Annotated in this window: 20 protein-coding genes; 6 read left to right on the forward strand and 14 right to left on the reverse strand. The window is 72.0% G+C overall.

The window, feature by feature from the left end; translation table 11 throughout:
• The 3 genes from ACLQ14_RS06600 to ACLQ14_RS06610 all read right to left on the reverse strand — a co-directional run bounded on the left by ACLQ14_RS06600 (position 1) and on the right by ACLQ14_RS06610 (position 3205).
• Positions 1-837, reverse strand: a complete 837-nt coding sequence (locus ACLQ14_RS06600) for a carbohydrate ABC transporter permease (RefSeq protein WP_425811134.1) — start codon at positions 835-837, stop codon at positions 1-3.
• A 228-nt stretch (positions 838-1065) separates the two neighbouring features.
• A complete protein-coding gene (locus ACLQ14_RS06605) occupies positions 1066-2472 on the reverse strand; it encodes an ABC transporter substrate-binding protein (protein ID WP_425811136.1) in 1407 nt (468 codons plus the stop codon).
• Between the two features lie 55 nt (positions 2473-2527).
• Entirely contained in the window at positions 2528-3205 is a 678-nt protein-coding gene (locus ACLQ14_RS06610) for a prolyl oligopeptidase family serine peptidase (protein WP_425811138.1), read from the reverse strand.
• A gap of 159 nt (positions 3206-3364) precedes the next feature.
• On the opposite strand from ACLQ14_RS06610, the gene ACLQ14_RS06615 reads away from it, so the two are divergent.
• Together ACLQ14_RS06615 and ACLQ14_RS06620 are read left to right on the forward strand one after the other, a co-directional pair.
• Positions 3365-3877 (forward strand): GNAT family N-acetyltransferase, encoded by a 513-nt coding sequence (locus tag ACLQ14_RS06615; protein WP_425811140.1) that lies wholly within the window; start codon positions 3365-3367, stop codon positions 3875-3877.
• A gap of 118 nt (positions 3878-3995) precedes the next feature.
• The gene (locus ACLQ14_RS06620; protein ID WP_425811142.1) at positions 3996-5126 is read left to right on the forward strand and encodes a GntR family transcriptional regulator; all 1131 of its coding nucleotides are present in this window, start codon (positions 3996-3998) and stop codon (positions 5124-5126) included.
• Here the strand turns inward: ACLQ14_RS06620 and ACLQ14_RS06625 are convergent.
• The 6 genes from ACLQ14_RS06625 to ACLQ14_RS06650 form a co-directional block, all read right to left on the reverse strand.
• Complete coding sequence (locus ACLQ14_RS06625; RefSeq protein WP_425811144.1) at positions 5068-6150, reverse strand: glycoside hydrolase family 76 protein; 1083 nt, start codon at positions 6148-6150, stop codon at positions 5068-5070. The genes ACLQ14_RS06620 and ACLQ14_RS06625 overlap by 59 nt on opposite strands.
• Positions 6147-7406, reverse strand: coding sequence for an ABC transporter substrate-binding protein (locus tag ACLQ14_RS06630; protein ID WP_425811146.1), 1260 nt, complete (start codon positions 7404-7406; stop codon positions 6147-6149). Before ACLQ14_RS06630 ends, ACLQ14_RS06625 begins: the two co-directional genes overlap by 4 nt.
• Positions 7407-7473: 67 nt before the next feature.
• Positions 7474-8385, reverse strand: coding sequence for a carbohydrate ABC transporter permease (locus tag ACLQ14_RS06635; protein WP_425811148.1), 912 nt, complete (start codon positions 8383-8385; stop codon positions 7474-7476).
• The gene (locus tag ACLQ14_RS06640; RefSeq protein WP_425811150.1) at positions 8382-9359 is read right to left on the reverse strand and encodes a carbohydrate ABC transporter permease; all 978 of its coding nucleotides are present in this window, start codon (positions 9357-9359) and stop codon (positions 8382-8384) included. Before ACLQ14_RS06640 ends, ACLQ14_RS06635 begins: the two co-directional genes overlap by 4 nt.
• Positions 9356-10684, reverse strand: coding sequence for a glycoside hydrolase family 125 protein (locus tag ACLQ14_RS06645; RefSeq protein WP_425811152.1), 1329 nt, complete (start codon positions 10682-10684; stop codon positions 9356-9358). Before ACLQ14_RS06645 ends, ACLQ14_RS06640 begins: the two co-directional genes overlap by 4 nt.
• A 553-nt stretch (positions 10685-11237) precedes the next feature.
• A complete protein-coding gene (locus ACLQ14_RS06650) occupies positions 11238-12299 on the reverse strand; it encodes a YihY/virulence factor BrkB family protein (RefSeq protein ID WP_425811154.1) in 1062 nt (353 codons plus the stop codon).
• A gap of 83 nt (positions 12300-12382) precedes the next feature.
• On the opposite strand from ACLQ14_RS06650, the gene ACLQ14_RS06655 reads away from it, so the two are divergent.
• The gene (locus ACLQ14_RS06655) at positions 12383-12844 is read left to right on the forward strand and encodes a VOC family protein (protein WP_425811156.1); all 462 of its coding nucleotides are present in this window, start codon (positions 12383-12385) and stop codon (positions 12842-12844) included.
• On the forward strand, positions 12841-13179 hold the full coding sequence (locus ACLQ14_RS06660) for a DUF2200 domain-containing protein (protein ID WP_425811158.1): 339 nt from the start codon (positions 12841-12843) through the stop codon (positions 13177-13179). The genes ACLQ14_RS06655 and ACLQ14_RS06660 overlap by 4 nt, the downstream gene beginning before the upstream one ends.
• Before the next feature lie 86 nt (positions 13180-13265).
• Here ACLQ14_RS06660 and ACLQ14_RS06665 read toward each other — a convergent pair whose 3' ends face one another.
• The 4 genes from ACLQ14_RS06665 to ACLQ14_RS06680 form a co-directional block, all read right to left on the reverse strand.
• Positions 13266-17129, reverse strand: coding sequence for a phosphodiester glycosidase family protein (locus ACLQ14_RS06665; RefSeq protein ID WP_425811160.1), 3864 nt, complete (start codon positions 17127-17129; stop codon positions 13266-13268).
• A 195-nt stretch (positions 17130-17324) separates the two neighbouring features.
• A complete protein-coding gene (locus tag ACLQ14_RS06670; RefSeq protein ID WP_425811162.1) occupies positions 17325-17840 on the reverse strand; it encodes a hypothetical protein in 516 nt (171 codons plus the stop codon).
• 97 nt (positions 17841-17937) lie between these two features.
• A complete protein-coding gene (locus ACLQ14_RS06675) occupies positions 17938-18552 on the reverse strand; it encodes a DUF6580 family putative transport protein (protein WP_425811164.1) in 615 nt (204 codons plus the stop codon).
• On the reverse strand, positions 18531-19019 hold the full coding sequence (locus tag ACLQ14_RS06680) for a DUF4430 domain-containing protein (RefSeq protein WP_425811166.1): 489 nt from the start codon (positions 19017-19019) through the stop codon (positions 18531-18533). The genes ACLQ14_RS06675 and ACLQ14_RS06680 overlap by 22 nt, the downstream gene beginning before the upstream one ends.
• An 87-nt stretch (positions 19020-19106) precedes the next feature.
• Between ACLQ14_RS06680 and ACLQ14_RS06685 the strand changes: the two genes are divergently transcribed.
• Both ACLQ14_RS06685 and ACLQ14_RS06690 read left to right on the forward strand, forming a co-directional pair.
• Positions 19107-19496 (forward strand): OsmC family protein, encoded by a 390-nt coding sequence (locus ACLQ14_RS06685; RefSeq protein WP_425811168.1) that lies wholly within the window; start codon positions 19107-19109, stop codon positions 19494-19496.
• Positions 19497-19524: 28 nt separating this feature from the next.
• Positions 19525-20139 (forward strand): 4'-phosphopantetheinyl transferase family protein, encoded by a 615-nt coding sequence (locus ACLQ14_RS06690; RefSeq protein ID WP_425811170.1) that lies wholly within the window; start codon positions 19525-19527, stop codon positions 20137-20139.
• Here the strand turns inward: ACLQ14_RS06690 and ACLQ14_RS06695 are convergent.
• On the reverse strand, positions 20105-21418 hold the full coding sequence (locus ACLQ14_RS06695; RefSeq protein ID WP_425811172.1) for a M1 family metallopeptidase: 1314 nt from the start codon (positions 21416-21418) through the stop codon (positions 20105-20107). The genes ACLQ14_RS06690 and ACLQ14_RS06695 overlap by 35 nt on opposite strands.
• Positions 21419-21429: the final 11 nt, after the last annotated feature.

Genomic DNA, 21429 nt, shown 5'->3' on the forward strand with positions numbered 1-21429 from the left:
TCACGATTCGCTCCACTTCCGGGTGAGCCGCAGGTACACGGCGGAGACGAGGCTGAGGGCGACGGCGAGCAGCAGGCTGAGGGCCGTCGCCTTGCCGAAGTCGCCCGAACGGAAGGCGTAGTTGTAGACGAGCATCAGCAGCGTGACCGTGTGGTTCTCGGGGCCACCGCCCGTCATGACGAACGGCTCGGTGAAGACCTGCATCGTGCCGATGACCTGCAGCAGCAGCATGAGCAGGATCACGCTGCGCAGCTGGGGCAGCGTGACGTGCCACGTCCGCTGCAGGATCGAGGCGCCGTCGACCTCCGCCGCGTCGTACAGCTCCGTGCGGATCGACATCAGCGCGGCGAGGTAGATGATCGTGGCCGTCCCGGCCGTCGCCCAGGTGGCCTGCACGACCATGCTCGGCATCGCGAACGCCGGGTCTTGCAACCAGCCGACGGGCGAGATGCCGAACCAGCCGAGGACGGTGTTGAACAGGCCGGTCGCCCCGGGCTCGTAGAACTGCTTCCACAGCAGGACGCTCACCACGGGCGGGATGATCACCGGAAGGTAGGCGAGGACACTCGAGATCTGCCGGCTGCGCCGCAGCTCGGCCATGACGACCGCCATCAGGATCGGGAGCGGGAAGCCGATCACGAGGGCCAGCACAGCGAACCAGACGGTGTTCCCCAGAGCCGTCCAGAGCAGAGGGTCCGCGACCACGCGACGGAAGTTGCTGAGGCCCACCCAGGTCGGGTCGGTCACGAGGTCCGTGTGCTGGAACGCGAGCACGAGGCTCTTCAGGATCGGCCACCAGGCGAAGTAGCCGAACGCCAGGAGCAGGGGGACGAACATGGCCAGTGTGCCCGGCCCCCCACCGCGCGCCCAGCGGGCGAGCGCTGCGAGCGGGGATCGGCGGCTCCGCGCCTCGGAGCGGAGCGAGGTCGCTTCACGCTGCGATGCAGTCGTGCCGTCGACGGACGGCGGGGCGGTGACGGTCACGGGGGCAGCTCCATCTTCTTGGTCGTGTTTCTGGCGAGCCGGTCTCCGCGGGCGGCGTGAGGCCGCCCCCGGAGGCCCGGCTCAACCGGCGTCGACCAGGTCCTGGACCTGGCTCTGCGCCGACCTCAGCAGACTCTCGGGGTCCGCGTCCTTCCGCGTGAGGGCTGCCTGCACGACCGGGTCGAGCGCCGCGTACAGCTCCTGGGCCTTCACGGCGGGCTCGGACACGATCGTCGCGTCCGGCAGGCTGTCGAGGTAGGCCCGGTAGTTCGCGCGCGGCACGTTGACGTAGGGCTCGATCCATCCGAGGTAGGTCGCGTACTGCTTCTCGGAGACGACCGGCACCTCCGGCAAGCCCACGGGCAGATCGTCGGCGACCTGGGACTTGGCCCAAGTGACGGCCGCTTCCTGGTCGACGTAGCGGTCGAGGAAGTAGTACTTCGTCCACGCGAGCGCGGCGCACACCTGGTTGGCGCTCGCCTTGGGGTTGAACCACTGGATGTTGCCGCCGCCCAGGACGCCGACGGAGTCGTCACCGGCAGGGAAGGGGGCCAGCCCGAAGTCGTCGGCGGGCATGCCCCGCGCGATCACGACGCTGTTGTAGAGGTTCGCGCCGTTGAGGGTCTGACCGACGGACCCCGCCGCGAGGTCGTCCCGGATCGTGTTGTTGTCGTGGAGGAAGTTGGCGCCGGCGGCGCCGTCCTCCCACCGGACGTCGTGCAGGAACTTCAGGCTCTCGCGCATGCCGGGCGTGTCGAGCGTGACCTTGGTGGCGTCCCCCGTGCCCTCCTCGGCGAGGCTGCCGTTCGAGTACGCCATGGACGTCAGGAGCCAGCCGCCCACGTTCGCCGTGGTCGGGATGATGAACCCCGCCTTGCCGGTCTTCGCCGCGATCGTGGCGGCGTCCTCGCGCACCTCGTCCCAGGTCGAGGGCGGCGCGTCGGCGTCGAGGCCGGCCTTCGCGAAGAGCGCCCGGTCGTACACCAGGCCCATGGTGTAGGCGGCGCGGACCACGCCGAACGTGTGACCGTCCGCGTTCTGCGTCACTGACGTGAGCTGGGGGTTGAGCTTGCTGAGGACGTCGTCCTCTTTGACGTAGGACGTGATGTCCGCGGCCTGCCCGCGCTCGATCAGGGACTGGATGTCCGTGAACGGCACCTGCAGGGTGGTCGGCAGCGTGCCACCGACCAGGAGCGCGGAGAACGTCGAGACGTCGTACTTGGTCTCCTCGTCCTTGATCGTGATGTTCGGGTGCAGCTTCTCGAACGCCGCGATCGACTTCGTCCACGCCTCCAGGGTGGCGGCCTGGTCCGACGTCGGTCGCTCGCCGACCGTGATGGTCACGTCGGCCGCCGGGTCGCAGGTCCCCCGGTCCTTCGCCCCCGCGCCCGGCGCGGCGCCGCCACCCGAGCATCCGCCCATCGCGAGGCCCACGAGCGCGACGCTCGAGACCAACCCGCCGATACGGCCCCATCGCGCGACAGTCATGCTTCTACCCCTTCGTAGAAATCCTAGGAAAGCCCACCGGCTGAAACCGGTTTTTCTAAGAGTGCCCGGTGGCTGGTGGCGTGTCAATCCCCTCGGTCGCGGACGCCGTCCAGCCCTCGCGCGCCAGCCACGCCTCGCAAGCGCGCGTCCAGCCGACCCGGTCGGGAGCCAGGCCGCAGCCGTGCCCCCCGACCGGGTACAGGTGCAGCTCGTGCGCCACGCCGGACGCCGCGAGCGCTGACGACAGCAGCAGCGAGTGCTCGACCGGCACCTTCGGGTCGTCGAACGAGTGGAAGACGAAGAACGGGGGGGCCGTGGGGGTCACCAGCCGCTCCAGAGAGAGGACTGCGCGGCGGTGCGGGGTGTCGTGCTCCCCGAGCAGGACGGCCGCGGAGTTGCCGTGAGGCCTGTCCTGGAGCGACACGACGGGGTATCCGAGCACCACCCCGTCGACGCCGGCTGCCGCACTGACGGGCGCGAGCGCGGCCAGACCGGCCGCGTGACCCCCGGCCGAGAACCCGACGAGCAGGATCCGTTCGACGCCCTGCGCCCGGAGCTCAGCGACCCGCGCGCCGATCGCCCGGTGTGCCGCCGGATGCGCCCGGCGGACGGGGTAGCGCAGCACGGTGGCCGGCAGCCCCATCCTCTCGAGCCACACGGCGACAGGCTCCGCCTCGTGCGGCGCGTGGGTCTGGTAACTACCTCCGGGGAGCACGAGGGCGTGCTGAGTCATCCGACCATCCTTTGAAACCGGTTTTGGCGCGAGACACAGCGTGCCACCAGCTCACGGCCCGCGGCAAGCCGAGCGCGGTCGCTCCAGGACCGCTCCGCGCCGGGCACCACCCGTCGCACTCCCGTGCACCTCGTGCACCGGTCCGCATAGGGTCGGAGCATGGGTGCCGGCATCGAGATCCGCGAAGCCACGGCCGACGACTGGCCGGGCATCTGGAAGGCGCTGGAGCCCACGTTCCGCGCCGGCGAGACGTACACCTACCCGCGCGACATCACCGAGGACAACGCCTTCCGCGCCTGGATGGCCGCTCCCGGCGCGCGCGTGCTGGTCGCGGTGAGCGCGCGCCCCAAGGACGCCGGCATGATCCTCGGCACCGCCAAGTACCTGCCCAACCACCCGGGCGCGGGGTCGCACGTCGCGAACGCCAGCTTCGTCGTCGGGCCTGACGGCGCGGGGCGCGGGACCGGCCGCACCCTCGCCCGCGCGGTGCTCGACGGCGCCCGCACCGACGGCTTCCGCGCGATGCAGTTCAACGCCGTGGTCGAGACGAACGAACGGGCGGTGCGGCTGTGGCAGTCGCTGGGGTTCGAGGTCCTCGCGACGGTCCCGGCGGCGTTCGCCCACCCGACCCGCGGGCTCGTCGGGCTGCACGTCATGTACCTGGCGCTCTGACGCGGCGCGCCACCGGCGCCGCAGCGCGAGCGCGACACGCCCGGCGAGCCCTCCGACCAGGGACGACGTTCTGCTGTATTATCAATCGGCCAAATAAGCGCAATCTTGGAGTGACGCCGTGCTCTACCGCCAGCTCTACGAGGACCTTCTGGCCGCGATCCGTGGTGGCGACTACGCCGTCGGCGACCGGATCCCGACGGAGGCGGAGCTTCGGGCCCAGTACTCCGTCAGCGCGATCACGGTCCGGCGCGCGCTCGACATGCTCCGCCAGGACGGATACGTCGAGCGACGCCCGCGCATCGGCACGACGGTCATCAGCACGGAGCCGACCCGGCAGACCCAGCAGATCGGGTCGGCGCCGGTCGTGGGACTCGTGCTGACCAGCTTCGACGACACCTTCGGCGCTCGCCTCCTCGAGGGCGCGCTCGACGCCGCGCAGGGCGAGGCGCACCTCGTCGTCGAGCGGACCCGTGGCGACCTCGAGCGCGAGGCCGAGGCGATCGCGGCGGTGCTCGACGCGGGGGCGCAGGCCCTCGTCCTCCTGCCCAGCAGCTCCGCCATGATCCCGCCGCCGGTCCTCGGCCTGGTCACCCAGTCGTTCCCCGTCGTCATGGTCGACCGGCGGTTCGAGGGCGTCCCGGTCGCGACGGTCACGAGCGACAACATCTCGGCCGGGTCCACGGCGACCGAGCACCTCTTCGAGCTCGGGCACCGCAGGGTCGCGCTGGTGACCTCCGACAGCAGCGTCACCTCGAACGACGACCGGCGCCGAGGCTGGGTGGGCGCCCACGCCCGCAACAAGGTCACCCTCGACGACGACCTCGCGTTCCACGAGATCGAGTCCACGCTCCCCGGCTCGTCGGCGTCGCGCGAGGACGACGTCAAGCGGCTCGAGGCGTTCGTCGCCGAGCACCCCGACGTCACGGGCTACGTCGCCGGCGAGTACAACATCGCCCTGATCCTCCGCGACGCGCTGCACCTGGCGGGCCGACGCATCCCGGCGGACGTCTCCGTCGTCTGCTTCGACCACCCCGACGCCTGGTTCGACACCGAGCTCTTCCGGTTCACGCACGTCGCCCAGGACCAGGCGACGCTCGGGGGCCGGGCCGTCGCGAGCGCCCTCAGGCAGATCCGCGACGGCGCCGGCCCCGAGAAGGTGGTCGTCCCGACGACGTTCGTCGTGGGCGCCTCTACCGCTGCGGCGCCGACTCGAGCGCCGCGCGCTGCTCCGTCGCCATCAGGGCGCTGAGCTCGGTCGAGTAGTACACCCGGCCGGACGGCGGCGTGGACCAGTCGTTGCCCGCGAGGAGCGGGCCCTCGGCGTCGTCCCGGCCGTCGAGCCCGTCGGACCACAGCGCGTCGGTGCTGCGGCGCAGGAAGCCGTCGAGCAGCTCGCGGTCCGCCGACCCGGCCGGCAGCCGGTCCGCGAGCAGTCCGGCGTAGCGGTAGAAGACGCCCTTGAACAGCCCCTCGTCGCCGTCGGGACCCTCGTCGTGGAAGACCCTCCCGTCCGAGAGCTGCTCGATCGCGACCCGCGCGGTCCGGACCGCGTCGTCGAGGGCGACGCGCCCGTCGACGTACGGCTCCAGCTCCACGACCGCGCCCACGTAGAGGCCCTGGTTGTAGGTGAACCGCCACTGCGTGTCGACCTGACCGTCGCCGACGCGGTTGATCCCGTCCTCGACGAAGCCGTCGGGACTCCGCAGCGTCCGCGTCACCCAGTCGAGCGCCGCCCACGCCTTCTCGAGGTACTCGGACTTGCCCGTCCGCCGGTGCAGGCGCGCGCCCAGGATCGCGAGCGGGCCGTTGGCCGGCGTGTTCTTGTACTCGAGCTGCTGCTTGCGCCAGGCGAGGCTCGGGCCCTGCGCGTCGTTCCAGCCGTGCTCGACGACGTGGTCCCACAGGGCGACGGCGTCGTCCTCGTAGCGCTGCTCGCCGCCCAGCTCGGCGAGCCGCAGGGTCGCGAGCGCGAACCACAGCATGTCGTCGAAGTAGTCGTTGAACAGCGAGCCGCCGTTTCGCTCGACGATGTTGCGGTGCGCGGTGCGCGCCTCGTCGAGCCAGCGCCCCTCGCCCGACCGGTCGTACGCGTCGAGCCGGCAGTCCATGAGGTGCGCGAGCCACCAGTAGTTGAAGGTCGCGTCGTCACCGTCGGCGAACGGGACGGTGTTGTGCAGGTACTGCGGCCACGGCGCGCCGTACAGCGCGGCGACGCTGTCCTGCAGCCGGTCGGCCCGGCCGGCCCACGTGGCGTCGGTCGAAGGGTGGTTCACTTGCGGTCCTCCTGAAGGATCTGGTCGCCCTGCTTCTGGGCCTGCGAGAGCGCCTGCTGTGCGGTCAGCTCTCCGGACATGAACTTCTGCAGCGCCGGCGTGAGCGCCTTGCCCTCGACGTCGGAGTACCCGGGCACGCTCGGGCGGACCGCCGCGTAGTCGAGGGACGTGATGAAGGGCTTGAACCGCGGGTCGTCCGTGAAGTACGGGTCGTTGGCCGCGGTGCGGTTCGCGGGGATCCAGCCGGAGATCTTGGCGAAGTCCACGCCGTTCCGGGCGTTGGCCGCCCACCACTTCATGAAGGCCCAGGCACCGTCCGAGTCCTTGGCGCCGGTCGGGATCGTGAGCCCGAAGCCGCCCATCATGGTGCCCTTGTCCCCCTGCGGGCCGACGACCGGCTCGCTCACGCCCCAGTCGAGCCCGTCCGCCGCGTCGAGGGTCGGGATGTCCCACTCGCCGTCGTACTTCATGGCGGCGTTCCCGGCCGCGAACGCGTCGTTCGTGTCGCCGAAGCCGTTGGAGTAGACCCCGGCGTCGAGGAGCTTCTTCCAGAAGTCGAGCACCTCGATGCCCTGGGGGCTGTTGAACGCGGTCTTGGTGCCGTCGTCGGAGACGAGCCGGCCGCCCGCCTGGAGGAGCCACATGTTGAAGAGGCCCGGGTCGTTGAGAAGGAAGCCGGACGTCGCGAGCTTCCCGCCCTTCTTCACCGTGAGCTTCTCGGCCGCGGTCTGCAGCTCGTCCCAGGTCGTCGGGACCTTGACGCCCGCGTCCTTGAACATGGTCTTGTTGTAGGCGAGCGCGTGGACGTCGACGAGCAGCGGGAGGCCGTAGAGCTTGCCGTCGTACTTCATCTCCCCCAGGGCCTGCGGGTAGAAGTCGTCGAGCTTCACGCCGTCGGCCTTCACGCGGTCGTCGATGGACTGCAGCGCGCCCTTGGGCGCGTAGAGCGAGGTCTGGTACCGGTCCCACATGACGAGGTCGGGCACCTGTCCGCCCGCGATCGCGGTGAGCAGCTTCTGCTCCACCTGCTCCTGCGCGACGTACGTCACCTCGTACTCGTCCTGGGACTTGTTGAAGGCGGCGGCCTGCTGGTCGATCTGCTTGACCTGGTCGCCGGACCACGAGCCCCACATGACGACCTTGTGACGGCCGTCGGCCGTGGTGTCGCTGCCGCTGCCGGACGAGCACCCCGCGAGGGTGAGCGCGCCCGCGACGAGCGCGGCGACGGCCAGGAGCGGCCTGCGATGTGACTTCATCGTCGATCTCCTTGAAAGGTCCTGAGGTATGTCGGTCGAACGTGACGAGGTGGGCACGGGCGGGCCGCTACTTCCCGCCGGTGTGCGCGATGCCCTGGACGATCCAGCGCTGCGTGAGCAGGAAGAGGATCAGCACCGGGAGCATCGTGATGACGGTGCCCGCCATGAGCGGGCCGTAGTCGGTCGCGTAGTTGTTCACGAAGCCCGCAAGGCCGACCTGGACGGTCATCATGTGGGGGTCGTTGAGGACGATGAGCGGCCACAGGAAGTTGTTCCAGCCGGCCTGGAAGCTCAGCAGCCCCAGCACCGCCAGCCCCGACTTCGCGAGCGGCATGTAGACGGACGCGAAGATCCGGAACTCGCTCGCGCCGTCGATCCGGGCCGCCTCGGCGATGTCGTCGGGCAGGGTCTCGAAGAACTGCTTCATGAAGAAGACGGCGAACGCCCCGGCCGCACCCGGCAGCACGACCGCCGCGTAGGTGTTGATCAGTCCCGTCCCGCCGTTGCCGGTCAGGTCGTTCCCGCCCGCGAAGGGAAGGTGCCGCAGGATCAGGAAGGTCGGGATCATCGTGACGATCCCGGGGATCATCATCGAGGCCAGGTAGGCGCTGAAGACGGCGCCCCTCCCCCGGAACTGCAGCTTCGCCAGCGCATACCCGGCGAGCGAGCCGAAGAACAGGTTCGCGACCGCGCCCCCCACCGCCACGATGAGCGTGTTGAGGAAGTACCGGGCGAACGGGACCGTCGAGAAGACGTGCGCGTAGTTGTCGAGCGTCGGGGAGCGGGGCACGAGCGACAGCGCGTGGGCGAGGATCTCCCCCGCAGGCTTGAACGACGTCCCGAGCGTCCACAGGAGCGGCGCGACCGTCAGCACGCTGACGAGGCAGACGGCGACCCACCAGACGACCGCGCCCGCCGCGCGACCGCGCCGCGCCCGCTCCGACGTGATGGGGGGTGCCGTGAGGGTGTGGGCGGTCATCTCGACTCCCGGTTGGTCAGTCGCGCGTTCACGAGCGAGAAGATGAAGATCACGACGAACAGCACGAACGACAGCGCCGACGCGTAGCCCATGCGCAGCGCGCCGAAGCCCCGGTCGTAGATGTAGTAGACGATCGTGACCGTCGAGTTGCCCGGGCCGCCCTTCGTCAGCACGTAGGCCTGGTCGAACACCTGGAACGCGTTGATGATCAGCAGGGTGGAGACGAGGAACGTCGTCCTGCGGATACCCGGGAGCACGACGTACCGGAACACCTGCCAGGCGTTGGCGCCGTCGAGCCGCGCGGCCTCGCGCTGGTCCGTCGACACGCCCTGGAGCCCGCCGAGGAAGATGATCATGTTGGTGCCGAAGCCCGCCCAGACGCTCATCATGACGATCGCGAACATCGCCCAGTGGGAGCTGTAGAGCCAGGCAGGCCCGTCGATGCCGACCCACCCCAGCGCCGTGTTCAGAAGTCCGCGCTGCGGGTCCAGGACCCAGTACCAGATGGTCGCCGTCGCGACCGTCGACGAGACGACCGGGATGTAGAACAGGGTCCGGAACACGCGCGAGACGCGGGGGCGCCGGTTGAGGAGCATGGCTGTCGCGAGGCCGATGACGAGCCCCAGGGGGACGTACAGGACCGTGTAGAGCAGCGTGTTCCTCATCGCCGTCCAGAAGAACGGGTCGTGGACGATCTCCGTGTAGTTCTTGAGCCCCACCCAGCTGGGCGACCCGATGATCGCGTAGTCGGTCAGGCTCACGCCCGCGGCGAGCACGGCGGGCAGCAGCGTGAACACCAGGAAGAACAGGCCTGGCAGCAGGAGGAACATCCACGCCGCCCGAGCCTGGCGCCGCGCCACCCCGGTCCGCGGCACGCGGGCCGCTCGCGGCTTCGGCGAGACCCGCGGGCGCTCCCGGCTCCCGCGGTCGTCCCCACCCGTCGGCGCGGCCGACGTCAGCGTCTGGTTGCTCATGAGGCGGCCCTGGTCGACGGCTCGCCGCCCCGCGGCGCGGCCGCGAGCGCCGGCTCGCCCACCCCGACGACGTCGAGCACCAGCTCGCAGAACATCGCGTTGGCCCAGGAGAACCAGGGCCGGGTGAAGCTCGCGGGGTCGTCGGCGTGGAAGGACTCGTGCATCAGGCCGGTGCCGCCGTCCGTCGAGCACAGCACGTCGAGCAGGCGCAGCCTCTCCGCGCCGTCACCCGAGGTCAGGGCCTGCACCGCGAGCGCGATGGGCCAGATCTGCGCGCCCGGGGTGTGCGGGCTGCCGACGCCCGACGCCGCCTTCCCGCTGAACCAGTAGGGGTTCGCCGACGACAGCACGGCGGACCGGGTGCGACGGTAGAGCTCGTCCTCCGGGTCGATCCAGCCGAGCATCGGCAGGGACAGGAGGCTCGGGAGGTTGGCGTCGTCCATGACAAGGGCACCGCCGAGGCCGTCGACCTCGTACGCGAGGATGTCGCCGCCGTCCGGGCCGGGGACCACGCCGTGCCTCCAGATCCCGGCCTCGAGCTCGATCGCGAGCGCCTCCGCCTGCTCGGCCAGCGCGGGGTCGCCGCAGGCCTCGCGAGCGAGGACGGCGCCGTCGCGCAGGGCGACGACGGCGAACGCGTTGCCCGGGACGTTGTAGCCGTAGGTGGTCGCGTCGTCGCTGGGACGGAAGCCGCTCCACGTCATCCCGGTCGGCGCGACGAGCGGCCCGCGGCCGTCGCGGGCGAGCGTGTCGGTCGGGAGGAACGGGTCCGGGCGCTCGAACGTGTACGGCGAGCGGGCCTCGTGGTCCTGCTCGACCTGCCACACGCGGACGACCGCGGCGAGCGCTGCGGGGAACTCGTCCAGGTGGTCGGTACGCCCCGTCCGGTGCCACAGGGTGTGCGCCAGTCGCAGGGCGGAGCACAGCGAGTCGACCTCGTACTTGCGCTCCCAGACCCAGGGCGTCATCGCGGTGCTGTCGTCCTGGTGCCCGGCGCCGTCGGGTCCCGCGTTGAACGCGTTGGCGTACGGGTCGAGCTGGACGTAGCGCAGCTGACGCCGGGAGACGGCGGCCACGAGGTCGGCGAGACGGGAGTCGCGATCGACGAGCCGCAGGTACGGCGTGAGCTGCCAGTAGGAGTCACGGAGCCACATGGCCGGGATGTCGCCCGTGACCATGAAGGCCATGCCGTCGTCGTCGATCTCGACCGTCGAGTCCAGCGTGTTCGTGAAGCAGCGCTCGAACGTCTCGGCCACCTCGGGCGAGATGCGTTGGGCGACGATGCCGACGATCTCGTCCACGAGATCTGGTGCGATGTGAGCCACTGTGTTCCCTTGCCTGGCCGATGATGCGTCACAACTATATTCATACTTCGTCACGACGCAACTCTCCGTTTTAGTATACGTAATGAGCCACACGCTCCTCTGCATCAAGAGGAGGGCTCGCGCTTCGCCGCGCACCAGCTCGCGGCCGCGAGCTCACGCGGCCGCGACCTGTCGGGCACGTGTGTTCGAGCGCACAGGCGGCGGCCCGGTCCCACGGCCTCGGCCTCGGCCTCGGCCTCGGCGAAGGCTCGCAGTGCCGGACGGGGACTTCACGTCACGGTCGTCGACGCCTTCCGGCGCGCCCGTCGTCCGACGGCGCGCCACCCTTCACGCGAGGCTTGACGACCCCGGCACCACCGAGGTCCTCAACGACGGTACGGACGTGCGCCGGGGACTTCAAACCAGCCCCCGGACGGGTCCGCCGGACCTCTCGACGAGCGCAGACGGTCGAATCGGGACGGATCTCGCAAGCCTCCCGAGCACGCCGGAAGTCTCCACGACGTCCGTGTGAGGGGCCCGGGCACCCGGCGCAGGGACGTCGCCGACCTCCCCGTCACGCGTCGGGCTCGGCCTCGGCACTCCGCCCGTCCGTCGCCCGCAGCGCCCGCGCCTGCTCGACGTCCTTCGCGCGCTTGGCGGCCTGCTTGTCGCTGGCCTTGGTGTCCCGCAGCGGGAGCTGGACCTGCTCCTCGGCGGCGACCCCGGCCTGCAGCTCGCGCCCGCGCTCGAGCTCGGCGTCGAGCTCGGCGCCGAGCAGGAGCACCATGCTGAGGATGTAGATCCACAGCAGCAGGATGAACAGGCCGGCCAGCGTCCCGTACGTCGCGTTGTAGTTGCCGGCGTGGCCGACGTAGAAGCCGAACGCGAGGGTGGCGACCGCGGCGATGATCAGCGCGACGAGCGCGCCCGGGCTGAGCCAGCGGAACTTGGTCTGCTTGACGTTCGGCGTCGCCCAGTAGAGCAGCGCCACCAGCAGGACGGCGAGGACGGCGATGACGGGCCACTTCACGATGTTCCACACGGTGACGGCGGTGCTCGACAGCCCGACGAGGTCGCCGACCTGCCGGGCCACCGACCCGGACAGCACCATCGCCGCGATGATCGCGACGACGATCACGAACACGACCGCCGTCACCAGCAGCAGCCAGGGGCGCAGCTTCCAGACCGGCCGCCCCTCCGGCACGCCGTAGACCCGGTTCATCGCGCGACCGAACGCGCCGACGAACCCCGACGCCGACCACAGGGCAAGGACGAGCCCGATCACGAGCGCCCACCCCGAACCGGTGCTCCCGGCGATCGGCCGGATGAAGGACTCGACCTGGTCGAGCGTCTGCGGGGGCGCGAAGTCCTTGATCGAGTCGAGGGTGTCGTTGATCGCCTTCTCCGGGTCCCCGACGAACCCGAGCAAGGACACGAGCGCCACGGTCGCCGGTGCGGCTGCCAGCACCGCGTAGAAGGTGAGCGCCGCGGCGAGGTCCTGGCCGCCGTCGGCCTGGAACTCCCGGAACGTGCGCTTCGCGACGTAGCCCCACGAGGGCTTCTTCGCGGGCTCGGCGGACGACTGCCCGCCCGACGGGTCGGCACCGACGGCAGGGTCGGCAGAGTCAGTGGCCATGTTTTCAGTCTGGGCCGACCTTCTCCCCCACGCTCGCGGAGGCGCCGTCGCGCGCGGCACCCGGACCGCCGTAGTGTCGGGAGATGACCGTGCAACGGCTGGACAACGTCGCCGTCGTCGTCGACGACCTCGACGCCGCGATCGCCTTCTTCGCCGAGCTCGGGCTGGAGGTCGAGGGCCGGACGGTCATCGAGGGCCCGTGGGCGGGCCGCGTCGTCGGGCTCGACGACCTGCGCTCCGAGATCGCGATGATGCGCACCCCCGACGGGCACGGCCGGCTCGAGCTCACCGTCTATCACGCGCCGGCGACCGTCGTCCCGGAGCCGCGGGAGCCGCCGTCGAACACGCTCGGCCTGCACCGTGTCATGTTCGCCGTGGACGACGTCGCCGACGTCGTCGAGCGCCTGCGTCCGCACGGTGGCGAGCTCATCGGGGAGCTCGTGCGCTACGAGGACGCGTACCTGCTCTGCTACCTGCGGGGCCCCGCGGGGATCGTGGTCGCCCTCGCCGAGGAGCTGCCTGCCGAGGGGGCCGCCGACCGATGAGGATCTTCACGACGCCCTTCGGCGACGTCTATCCGCTCTACGTGGCCAAGGTCGAGCGCAAGGGCCGCACGACGGCCGAGCTCGACGAGGTCGTCCGCTGGCTCACCGGATTCAGCGACGCCGAGCTGGCGCGGCACCTCGCGGACGGCACGACCTTCGAGGACTTCTTCGCCGCGGCCGACCTCAACCCGGACGCCAAGCTCATCACGGGCGTGGTCTGCGGGGTGCGCGTCGAGGACGTCGAGGACCCGCTCATGCAGAAGATCCGCTACCTCGACAAGCTCGTCGACGAGCTCGCACGCGGCAAGGCGATGGAGAAGATCCTGCGATCCTGACGCGCCCCAGGGATCGGGCCGGGGCGGACGTCGGTCCGCCCCGGCCCCTGCTCACCCGCTCTGGGCTCGCGTCGTGCGCACGCGAGCTACCGCGGCCAGGCGCCCGCCCCGGTGAGACCCGAGCCCGTGCGAGCACCCGGTCCGTCGTCGCCCCAGCCCCACCGGATCGTCGTGCTCGTGCCGCTCAGCGGGACCGTCCGGGTCGCCTGGGCCGCGTTGGTGCTGAACACGAGCGACGCCGTCGACGTCGCGCCCGGGTGCACGGGTGCGAACCTGACCTCCACGGCGCAGGTCGCGCCGGGGGCGACCGACCGGTTCGAGCACGCGTCGCGCACCACCCGGAAGTCGCTCCCGCCCCGCTGCGAGACCCGCACCGAGCGCACCCGCAGCGCGGCCGTCCCCGTGTTCGTCACGGTCACCGTCCGCACCTGCCCGGGCGTGCCGACCGGCTGGTCGGTGAACACGGGCGTCTCCGCGCTGAAGCCGGGGCCGCTCGTCGACGGCACCACGGTGACCGTCTGCGACGTCGTGACCGGCGCGAGCGAGCTCGCCCCGGTGTAGGTCCGCATCGCGTCGTTCGTCACCGTGACCGTCACCGTCCCGGTGCGCAGTGCGGTGAGGGTCCGGGTCTGCGGATCGAGGACGGCAACCTTCCGCTCGGCGCGCGCACGCGCGACCGCGTCCTTGCCGCTGCCGATCGCGAGGCCCGACGAGCCGCTCCACGCCACCGACATCGGGTACGCCAGCGGCACGACGCGCGTCCCGCTCGCCACACCCTCCGGCTGCACGATGCTGCCGGAGAGCTGCGCCGTCGTGCCGGTCTCCAGGGTCTCCGGAGCGTCGAGCGTGACCGACTGGGCGAACGCGCGGACGTCGGCCTCGATCCACTGCTGGCCCGCGCTGCGGGTCGGGTCGACGGACCAGTCGACCCAGCCCGTGAAGCCGCCCCGGTCCGGCGTGCCGTAGGGGTCCTTGCCGGACGACGGCAGCACCGTGTACGGGACGCCCTCCACCCGCTCCACGCTCGCGATCTGGGCGTGCGAGCCGACCATGGTCGCGCCCTTGCCGGACGTCCCACGGAAGTCGGTGAGCATCTTCTCGACGAGCGAGACCTCGTCCCGGTCGCCGAGCTGGCTGGACCTCGTGTCCGCCGGGTCGTCCACGGGGTGGTGCGCGAAGACCACGACGTTCTTCACCGACCGGTCCTTCTTCGCGTCCGCGAGCGCCTGCTGCATCATCGGCAGCTGCTCCCAGGCGGTGCCGCGCAACGTGCCGAGGGAGCTCGCGAGCAGGATGAACCGCGTGCCCTTGTGGTCGAACGTCCGGTACGGCCGGCCGAACTCGGTCGTGAAGTTCGTCAGGTCGGACTGGGTGTTGTTCAGGCCGTACGACTCGTGGTTGCCGGGGACGTAGTAGCACGGGATCGACCCGGCCTTCGGGTCGGGCGTCGAGTCCGCGGCCGGCTCGTCGCCCACCGGGATCAGGTCGCAGCCCGCGTCGGTGAGCACCTGGCGCGCGAGCGCCAGGTCCTGCGGCAGGCCACGGTCCGTGATGTCACCGTTGAGGACCACGAGGTCGGGGTGCGTCGTCCGGATCTTGTGGATCGCCGCGGTCGCGACCTGCGAGAGCGCGGGGCTGTCGGCGGTGAACTGCACGTCGGACAGCGTCGCGAAGGTCCAGGCCTTCTTCCCGTCCAGGAGCGTCCCGTCGGTGGAGACGAGCGGGTCGGCGACGAGGCCCGGCTGGGCAAGCAGGTCGATCGACGTCGGGACGTCGGCCTCGATGCGGTCCAGCACGAACGTGCCCGCCTTCTGCTGCGCGACGGCCGTGTTGATGCCCTGGAAGCTCGCGATCGAGATCGGGAACGCCGTGCTCGCCGGAAGCGTGAACGTGGCGTCCTGCCAGTCGTCGCCGGCCGTCAGCCCGGTCCCGTAGACGCCGCTCGCCTTGCCGTTCGCGTCGTAGTACCCGAGGTAGGTCAGGCCGCTCGGCACGGCGATGCTCGACCTCAGACGCACCCGCACCCGCAGCGGCTGGCCGGGCACCTCGACCCGCTGCGCCGCCGACGCCGCCGAGATGCCCACGTTGCGCATCGCCGCGAAGTCGACCTTCAGCCCGTCGGGGTCCGCGGAGAAGGTGGTCGCCGCGGTGCTGTTGTTGCGCCAGCGGGCGAGCACGTCGTCGTCGAAGTCGTACACCGTCTTCGTCTGGACGCCGATCGTGATCGGGAGCTGCGTCGACACGCCGCCCGCGGTGACCGTGAGGATCGTGCCGGCGTCCGTGAGCGGGGTGATCTTGAGCTTTCCTCCCGCCGACGTGATCGACACGACCGTGTGGTCGTAGTCGAGCGTGAGGTCCCGCGGGTCGATCGGCGCGGTGTAGCCCTGCTCGTCGCGGCCGGTGACCGAGACCGTCACCGCGTCGTCGGGCGTGGCGTCCGGGATGGACAGGCGCTGGGAGGACAGCTCGACGGTCTTGACCGGGTCGAGCACGGTGACGTCGGCGGCGCCCGCCCGGTTCTTGGCCGACGCGCGGACCGTCACGGTGCCGTGGCCCTGCGCCGGGACGGCGAGCGTGCCGTCACGCACGACCGCGCCTCCCCCGACGCTCCAGCGGACCGACCCGGTGGGCAGGGCGACCGGCGTCGCATGGTCGTCCACGCCCTTCGCCGTGAGCGTGCGGTGCATCCCCGGGAAGACCTTGATCCCGCCGTCGGAGGACGCCTGGCCCGGACCCGCGGCGACGAGGAGGTCGTGAAGCCTTCCGTCGCCGGGCGACACGAAGACGCCGACGCCGTTCGGGTCGTTGCGCTCGTGCCCGTCCGACGGGACGTTGCGCACCGTGGCCTCGTCCTCGCCGAGCGCCCTCGCGACCATCGTGGTCGAGCCGCCGCCGTCGAGGTTCACCGCGGTCTGGACGCCGAGGGCCGCGAGGTCGCGTGCCTCCTTGTCGATCCCCACGCCGCCCTTGCCGGTGCCGCCTGGGCCGTCCCACGTCGCCAGGACGAGCGTCTTGCCGCCGTCCTTGAACCCGAGCGCCGTGCGCGGCGCGATCGAGGTCTGGAGGCCGTCGACGACCTTCCCGTCCTTGACGATCGTGCCGCCGTCGCCGAGCGCGAACTTCATGGTCTTCGCGACGTCGTCGGCGAGGGCGTAGGTCAGCGCGACCGGGTCGCCGGGCTGCAGCGCGCGGACCGCGGCAGCGGCGGCGTCCCGTCCGACGAGCACGAAGCCGTCCGCGGGGATCGTCCCCGAGCCGGCGGGCCCCTTCGGGGTCACGGACACCACGGTCCCGTTCTCGACCAGGACCTCGGCGAGCGCATCGTCCGAGACTCCCGGGAAACCGCGGCTGCGGCTGTAGTCGCCCCACGCCGACGTGTAGGCGACCAGGCCGTCCGCCGGGACGCCGCTGCCGTTCGCGGCGTTGATCGACAGGACCTTGTGCTGGACGCCGCCGAAGGTCGCCGTCGCGTCGACGGTGAGGTCGACGAGCTGCGCGATGCCGTCGGCGCTGACGCCCACGTGGTCGCGGCCTCCGACGTCCGCGGTCTTGAGGAGCTGGCCGTCCTGGACCTCGCCGCCCAGGGCCGCGTTGCTGTTGCCGATGTCGAAGAACTCGCCGTTGACGCCGGCGACCGCTCCCGCCTTGTTGGCCGCGGTGCTGAGCGGGCCGCCGGACGCGACCGGGCCCGACGTCAGCAGGTCGGTGCTCACGGCACCGTTCGCCAGGTCGACCGAGAGGAACTGCGCGTCGTACCAGCCGGTCTGCTCGAGCGCCTTGACGTGCTGCAGCGCTATCCCCGGACCGACCTTCTCGGTCGTGTCGGTGAGCGCGAGCCCGCCCGTCGCCGGGGCGGCCGTGCTGCTGGTCACGCCGTCCGGTGCCGGGGCGGCGCCCGCGAACGCCGCGGTCGGGAGAGTGGAGAGCGCCGTGGCAGCCACGGCTGCCACGGCGTAGGGAACTGCTCGTCGACGGTGCGCGACCATCGGTCTCATGCGACTACCTCGCCTCGGGTGCGACTCGGTGGCGGGGCCGTCCGGCCCCGCAGCGCCTCCGTGTGCCGGAGGCACCGGATCGACCCTGGGGGTTCGCTGAGGCCGGCGGGTGAACGGGCACGGGCCGGCGCGTGAAGCCTGTGGTGCGGACTACCGTCCCGGTCGACGGAGCGCCGCCCGCCATCTCGCGAGTCGCTCCCGGCGACGACGGCGCGCCGCGACCGTCCGGGGATGCACCCACCCGACCGCCAGCTCGCGAAAGCGTTCGAGCTCTCGCTCGAGGTGCTCCTCGTACGAGGCCCGGTCGAACCTCACGCTGAGCGGTGCGCCGCCGTCGAGAATCGGCGTGATCTCGGGGAAGTTCTCGTCCTGGAACCCGAGGTCCCGCCACTCGACGGTCGTCTCCGTGAACCGCACCCTCGCCGTGACGGCCCCGCAACCCAGGTCGCCGCACTCCGGACACACGTAGATCGAGGTCCGGCCGTCCGGCAGGTCGGGATCGGCCAGGCCGAGCAGCCGCTCGATCGACTCGATCGCACCGTCCGGCCACCCGTCGTGAAGTGCCGAGATGTCGTCGGACTCGTACCCCAGGCAGCAGGCGACGAGGTCGTGGACGCGTTCGCCGCCGAGCGTGAAGTCCAGGTACGTGACCGGAGTCTGGGTCAACCCGTCCGGCCGTAGGGTCGTCGTCGCACCCGCCGGCAGGCCGCGCGCTCGCTCCGCCGCGACGAGCCCGAACCGCCCCGTCCTCAACGCCGCCCGCTCAGCGCGCGGCGACCGTGTGGTGCTGCGCGGCGCGCTCCAGCCGCTCGACGAGCGTCACGACGCCCGCGGCGAGGGGCACGAGCACGAGGTTGCCGAGCAGCATCGGCCGCAGGAACGGCAGCCCGGCGACATAGCAGTCGACGAGCCCGCCGACGGTGTGCGGGTACCACGCGCCGTCGCCCATGAGCCAGACGCCGAAGTTGGTCCACGCGAAGAACCCCAGGGACGAGCCGAGCCCGAAGCCGAGGGCGGTCGCGTACCGCTTCCAGCCGCCGTGGCGCCCGCCGCGGAACCGCGGCAGCAGCACCGACGCGACGCCGATCACGGCCCACGCCGACCATGTGAAGACGAGGATCGAGGTGTTCCCGAGCACGAGGTCGCTCACGGCCGCCACGGCGAGCGGCGCGAGCGCGGCCGTCCGGTTGCGGAGCAGCAGGGCCGCGGCGAACGTCGCGGCGGTCGACAGCTCGAGGTTCGGCGGTACGCCCAGGTCGTCCTTGACGAGCCGCCAGCCGACGGCCAGCGCGAGGAGCGCGACGACGACGGCGACCCGCCACCAGCGGTGGGCCAGGTCGCGCCAGGACAGGGGGCTCAGTACGTCGCGAGCGTCCACGTGATGGTCTCCCCGTCCTTCGTCTTGAGCGTTCCCGCGCCCACCTGGGCCTGCTTGCCGTCCACCTCGAGCGACCAGAACTCGTGCTTGGCGTCGTCGGCGGTGCGCCCGCCGATCCCCACGACGAACGCGTTCTTGCCCGTCCCCTTCACCTTCGCGGTCGGATCGACGCCGAGCAACAGGTCGAGCGCCGTCTCGCCGTCCGCGCCGGGATACGTGATGCCCGTGACCGCGCCGTCGGCGTCGCGCGTGAACTGGTCGGTCGGCGTCGCGCTGGGCGTGACGCCCGACGGCCACGCCGCCGCGGTCTGCGTCCCGGTCGCCGCCGGCTCGTCCGACGACGACGACGCGCACCCGCCGAGCAGGCCCGCGGCGAGGGCGACGGGCACGACGGCGCCCAGGAGGGCTCGTCGTCGGGCGAGGGGCTTCCGGGCGCGCCCCGAAGGCTCGACGTGCAGGCTGGTCATGGGCTCATCCTAGGGACCGCGCCGGGCGCGCCACCGGTTGTCCGCGCACCGGACGCGCGTCGCGGCCCGGCGGCGCACACTCGTCGCATGGAGCTCTCACCGTTCGGGGTCCGCGCGAGCGCGGGCACCCTGCGCTCCGGAGCCGGCGTCACGCTCGAGCATCCGTGGACCGTGGCGGGCGTGCTCGCGGCGCCCGCCACGAACGGCGCCCAGGTGCTCCACCTCGCGGTCGCCCTGTGCGTCCTCAACGACACGTTCCGCGAGGGCCAGCGGCTGGGCGTCGCCGTGCACGGCGTGGTCGTCGAGGCGGACGGCGGGTTCGACGACCGGTGGCGCTCGACGGGCGTCGCCTACGAGGTCGCCGTCGACTCCCCCGCGTCCGCCGAGGACGTCGCGCGGCTGGGCGCCGTGGTCGACGACGTCGCCGAGATCCCGCGGGCGCTGCGCGGCGGCGTCCCGGTGGTCCGCCGCCGCTGACGGCGGGCGCACCGGGCAGACTGGGGCGATGCTCCTGACCCGCGAGGCCCGTGTCGCGGGGCGGCCGCGCGCCGACGCCCGCGACCCGCTCCTGCGCGCGATGCTCGCCGACGCCGGGATCCCGGCGCCCGGGCCGGACGGCGCGCCGCTGCTGGTCCGGTGCTGCGTCACGTGCGGGTCCCGCGCGCACGGCAAGCCGGAGGCCCCCGGGGCGCTGGAGGCCGGGTGGCACCTGTCGGTGTCCTACGCGGCGGGCGTCGTCGTGGTGGCGCTGACCGACGAGGGACCGGTCGGCGTGGACGTCGAGGACGTCGCCGCCGTCGCGCACGCGGACGTCCGCCCCGTCCTCCTGTCCGACGACGAGCGCGCCGCCCGCCCCGCCTGGACCGACCGCGACGTGGCCCGCGCCTGGACCCGCAAGGAGGCGCTGCTCAAGGCGACGGGGCACGGGCTGGCAGTGGCGCCGTCGTCGGTCACGCTGGGCGACCCCGACGCGCCCGGCGAGCTGCGCCGCTGGCCCGCCGACGCCGGCCCCGCACCCTCGCCCCGGTGGGCCGCCCTCGACCCGGTCGTCGACGGTCTCGAGCTCGTCGGGGCGGTCGTCGTCCTCAGCGGGGCAGCGCCGGCAGCGCCGGCCGGGTGAGCCACGCGTCGAAGAGGTCCTCCAGGCCGTCGGTCCCGCACACCTCGGCCGCGAGCGCCCTCAGGTCGGCGGTCGCGACGGTGCCGAACCGGTGCCGCTCGGTCCAGGCGTGCAGGAGGCGGAAGAACGCGTCGTCGCCGACCGTGAGCCGCAGGGCGTGCAGGGTGAGGGCGCCGCGCTTGTAGACGCGGTCGTCGAACATGTCGTCGGGTCCGGGGTCGCCGACGACGAGGTCCTGGGGCAGGCGCGCGAGGCGGTCGTGGGCGGCGCGGGCCTGGGCGTCGGTGGCGGACCCGCCCGAGGCCCCCGACCAGATCCACTCGGCGTAGCAGGCGAAGCCCTCGTTGAGCCAGACGTCCTGCCACCGTCCGACGGACACGCTGTTGCCGAACCACTGGTGGGCGAGCTCGTGCGCGACGAGGCGGTCCGCGCCGCCGTGGCCGTCGAGGTGGTTGGACCCGAAGACGGCGGCGGCGTGCGCCTCGAGGGGGATCTCCAGGGGGTCGGGCGTGACGACGAGCGTGTACGACGAGAACGGGTAGGGACCGAACGCGTCCTCGAAGACGCCGACGAGCTCGGCGTGCCGCGACAGGTCGGCGTCGACGCGGCCGGCGAGCGCGGCGGGGCGCGCGACCTGCGCGCCGGGGCCGAGCGGCGCGAGGTCGTACTGCCCGACCTGCAGCGTCATGAGGTAGACGCACAGCGGCTCGGTGCGCTCGAAGACCCAGGTGCGGGTCGACGACCGGCGGGTGACCCGCTGCACGGGCGAGCAGGCGACCACGGTGTACGGGGCGTCCACGGTGACCGTGAGGTCGAGCGTCGCCTTGTACCCGGTGTGGTCGTTGCACGGGAACCAGGTGGGGGCGCCGTCGGGCTGTCCGGCGACGAGGACGCCGTCGGTGAGCTCCTCCCACCCGGTCTCGCCCCAGGTCCCGCGTGACGGCCGGGGGTTGCCGCTGTAGGCCACCTGGACGGTCAGCTCCGTGCCGGCGGGCGCCGGCGCGGCCAGCCGCACGACGACGGACCCCGCCTTCTGCGCGTACCGCGCGGCCCTCCCGCCGACCTGGACGCGCGTCACCTTGAGCCGGTCGAGGTCGAGGCGCAGCTCGGTGACGTCGACGAGGGTGCGGACGTCGAGCGTCGCGGTCCCCTCGAGCCGGTTGGGCGTCACGCGGTAGACGAGCTCCAGCCCGTAGTGCGTCACGACGTACGCGGCGGACCCGTGGCCGGGCACGTACGGGTCGGGCCAGCCGCCCGCCGGGGTCTTCCTGATCGTCACCGTTCTCCTCT

Origin of the sequence: Luteimicrobium sp. DT211 (assembly GCF_049844995.1) — a bacterium.
Classification (GTDB): Bacteria; Actinomycetota; Actinomycetes; order Actinomycetales; family Cellulomonadaceae; genus Luteimicrobium.

Bases quoted from the DNA above. Each gene is read 5' to 3' on its own strand.
- ACLQ14_RS06600 (WP_425811134.1), bottom strand. From the start codon at position 837: ATGTTCGTCCCCCTGCTCCTGGCGTTCGGCTACTTCGCCTGGTGGCCG.
- ACLQ14_RS06605 (WP_425811136.1), bottom strand. From the start codon at position 2,472: ATGACTGTCGCGCGATGGGGCCGTATCGGCGGGTTGGTCTCGAGCGTC.
- ACLQ14_RS06610 (WP_425811138.1), bottom strand. From the start codon at position 3,205: ATGACTCAGCACGCCCTCGTGCTCCCCGGAGGTAGTTACCAGACCCAC.
- ACLQ14_RS06615 (WP_425811140.1), top strand. From the start codon at position 3,365: ATGGGTGCCGGCATCGAGATCCGCGAAGCCACGGCCGACGACTGGCCG.
- ACLQ14_RS06630 (WP_425811146.1), bottom strand. From the start codon at position 7,406: ATGAAGTCACATCGCAGGCCGCTCCTGGCCGTCGCCGCGCTCGTCGCG.
- ACLQ14_RS06635 (WP_425811148.1), bottom strand. From the start codon at position 8,385: ATGACCGCCCACACCCTCACGGCACCCCCCATCACGTCGGAGCGGGCG.
- ACLQ14_RS06640 (WP_425811150.1), bottom strand. From the start codon at position 9,359: ATGAGCAACCAGACGCTGACGTCGGCCGCGCCGACGGGTGGGGACGAC.
- ACLQ14_RS06650 (WP_425811154.1), bottom strand. From the start codon at position 12,299: ATGGCCACTGACTCTGCCGACCCTGCCGTCGGTGCCGACCCGTCGGGC.
- ACLQ14_RS06655 (WP_425811156.1), top strand. From the start codon at position 12,383: ATGACCGTGCAACGGCTGGACAACGTCGCCGTCGTCGTCGACGACCTC.
- ACLQ14_RS06660 (WP_425811158.1), top strand. From the start codon at position 12,841: ATGAGGATCTTCACGACGCCCTTCGGCGACGTCTATCCGCTCTACGTG.
- ACLQ14_RS06680 (WP_425811166.1), bottom strand. From the start codon at position 19,019: ATGACCAGCCTGCACGTCGAGCCTTCGGGGCGCGCCCGGAAGCCCCTC.
- ACLQ14_RS06685 (WP_425811168.1), top strand. From the start codon at position 19,107: ATGGAGCTCTCACCGTTCGGGGTCCGCGCGAGCGCGGGCACCCTGCGC.
- ACLQ14_RS06690 (WP_425811170.1), top strand. From the start codon at position 19,525: ATGCTCCTGACCCGCGAGGCCCGTGTCGCGGGGCGGCCGCGCGCCGAC.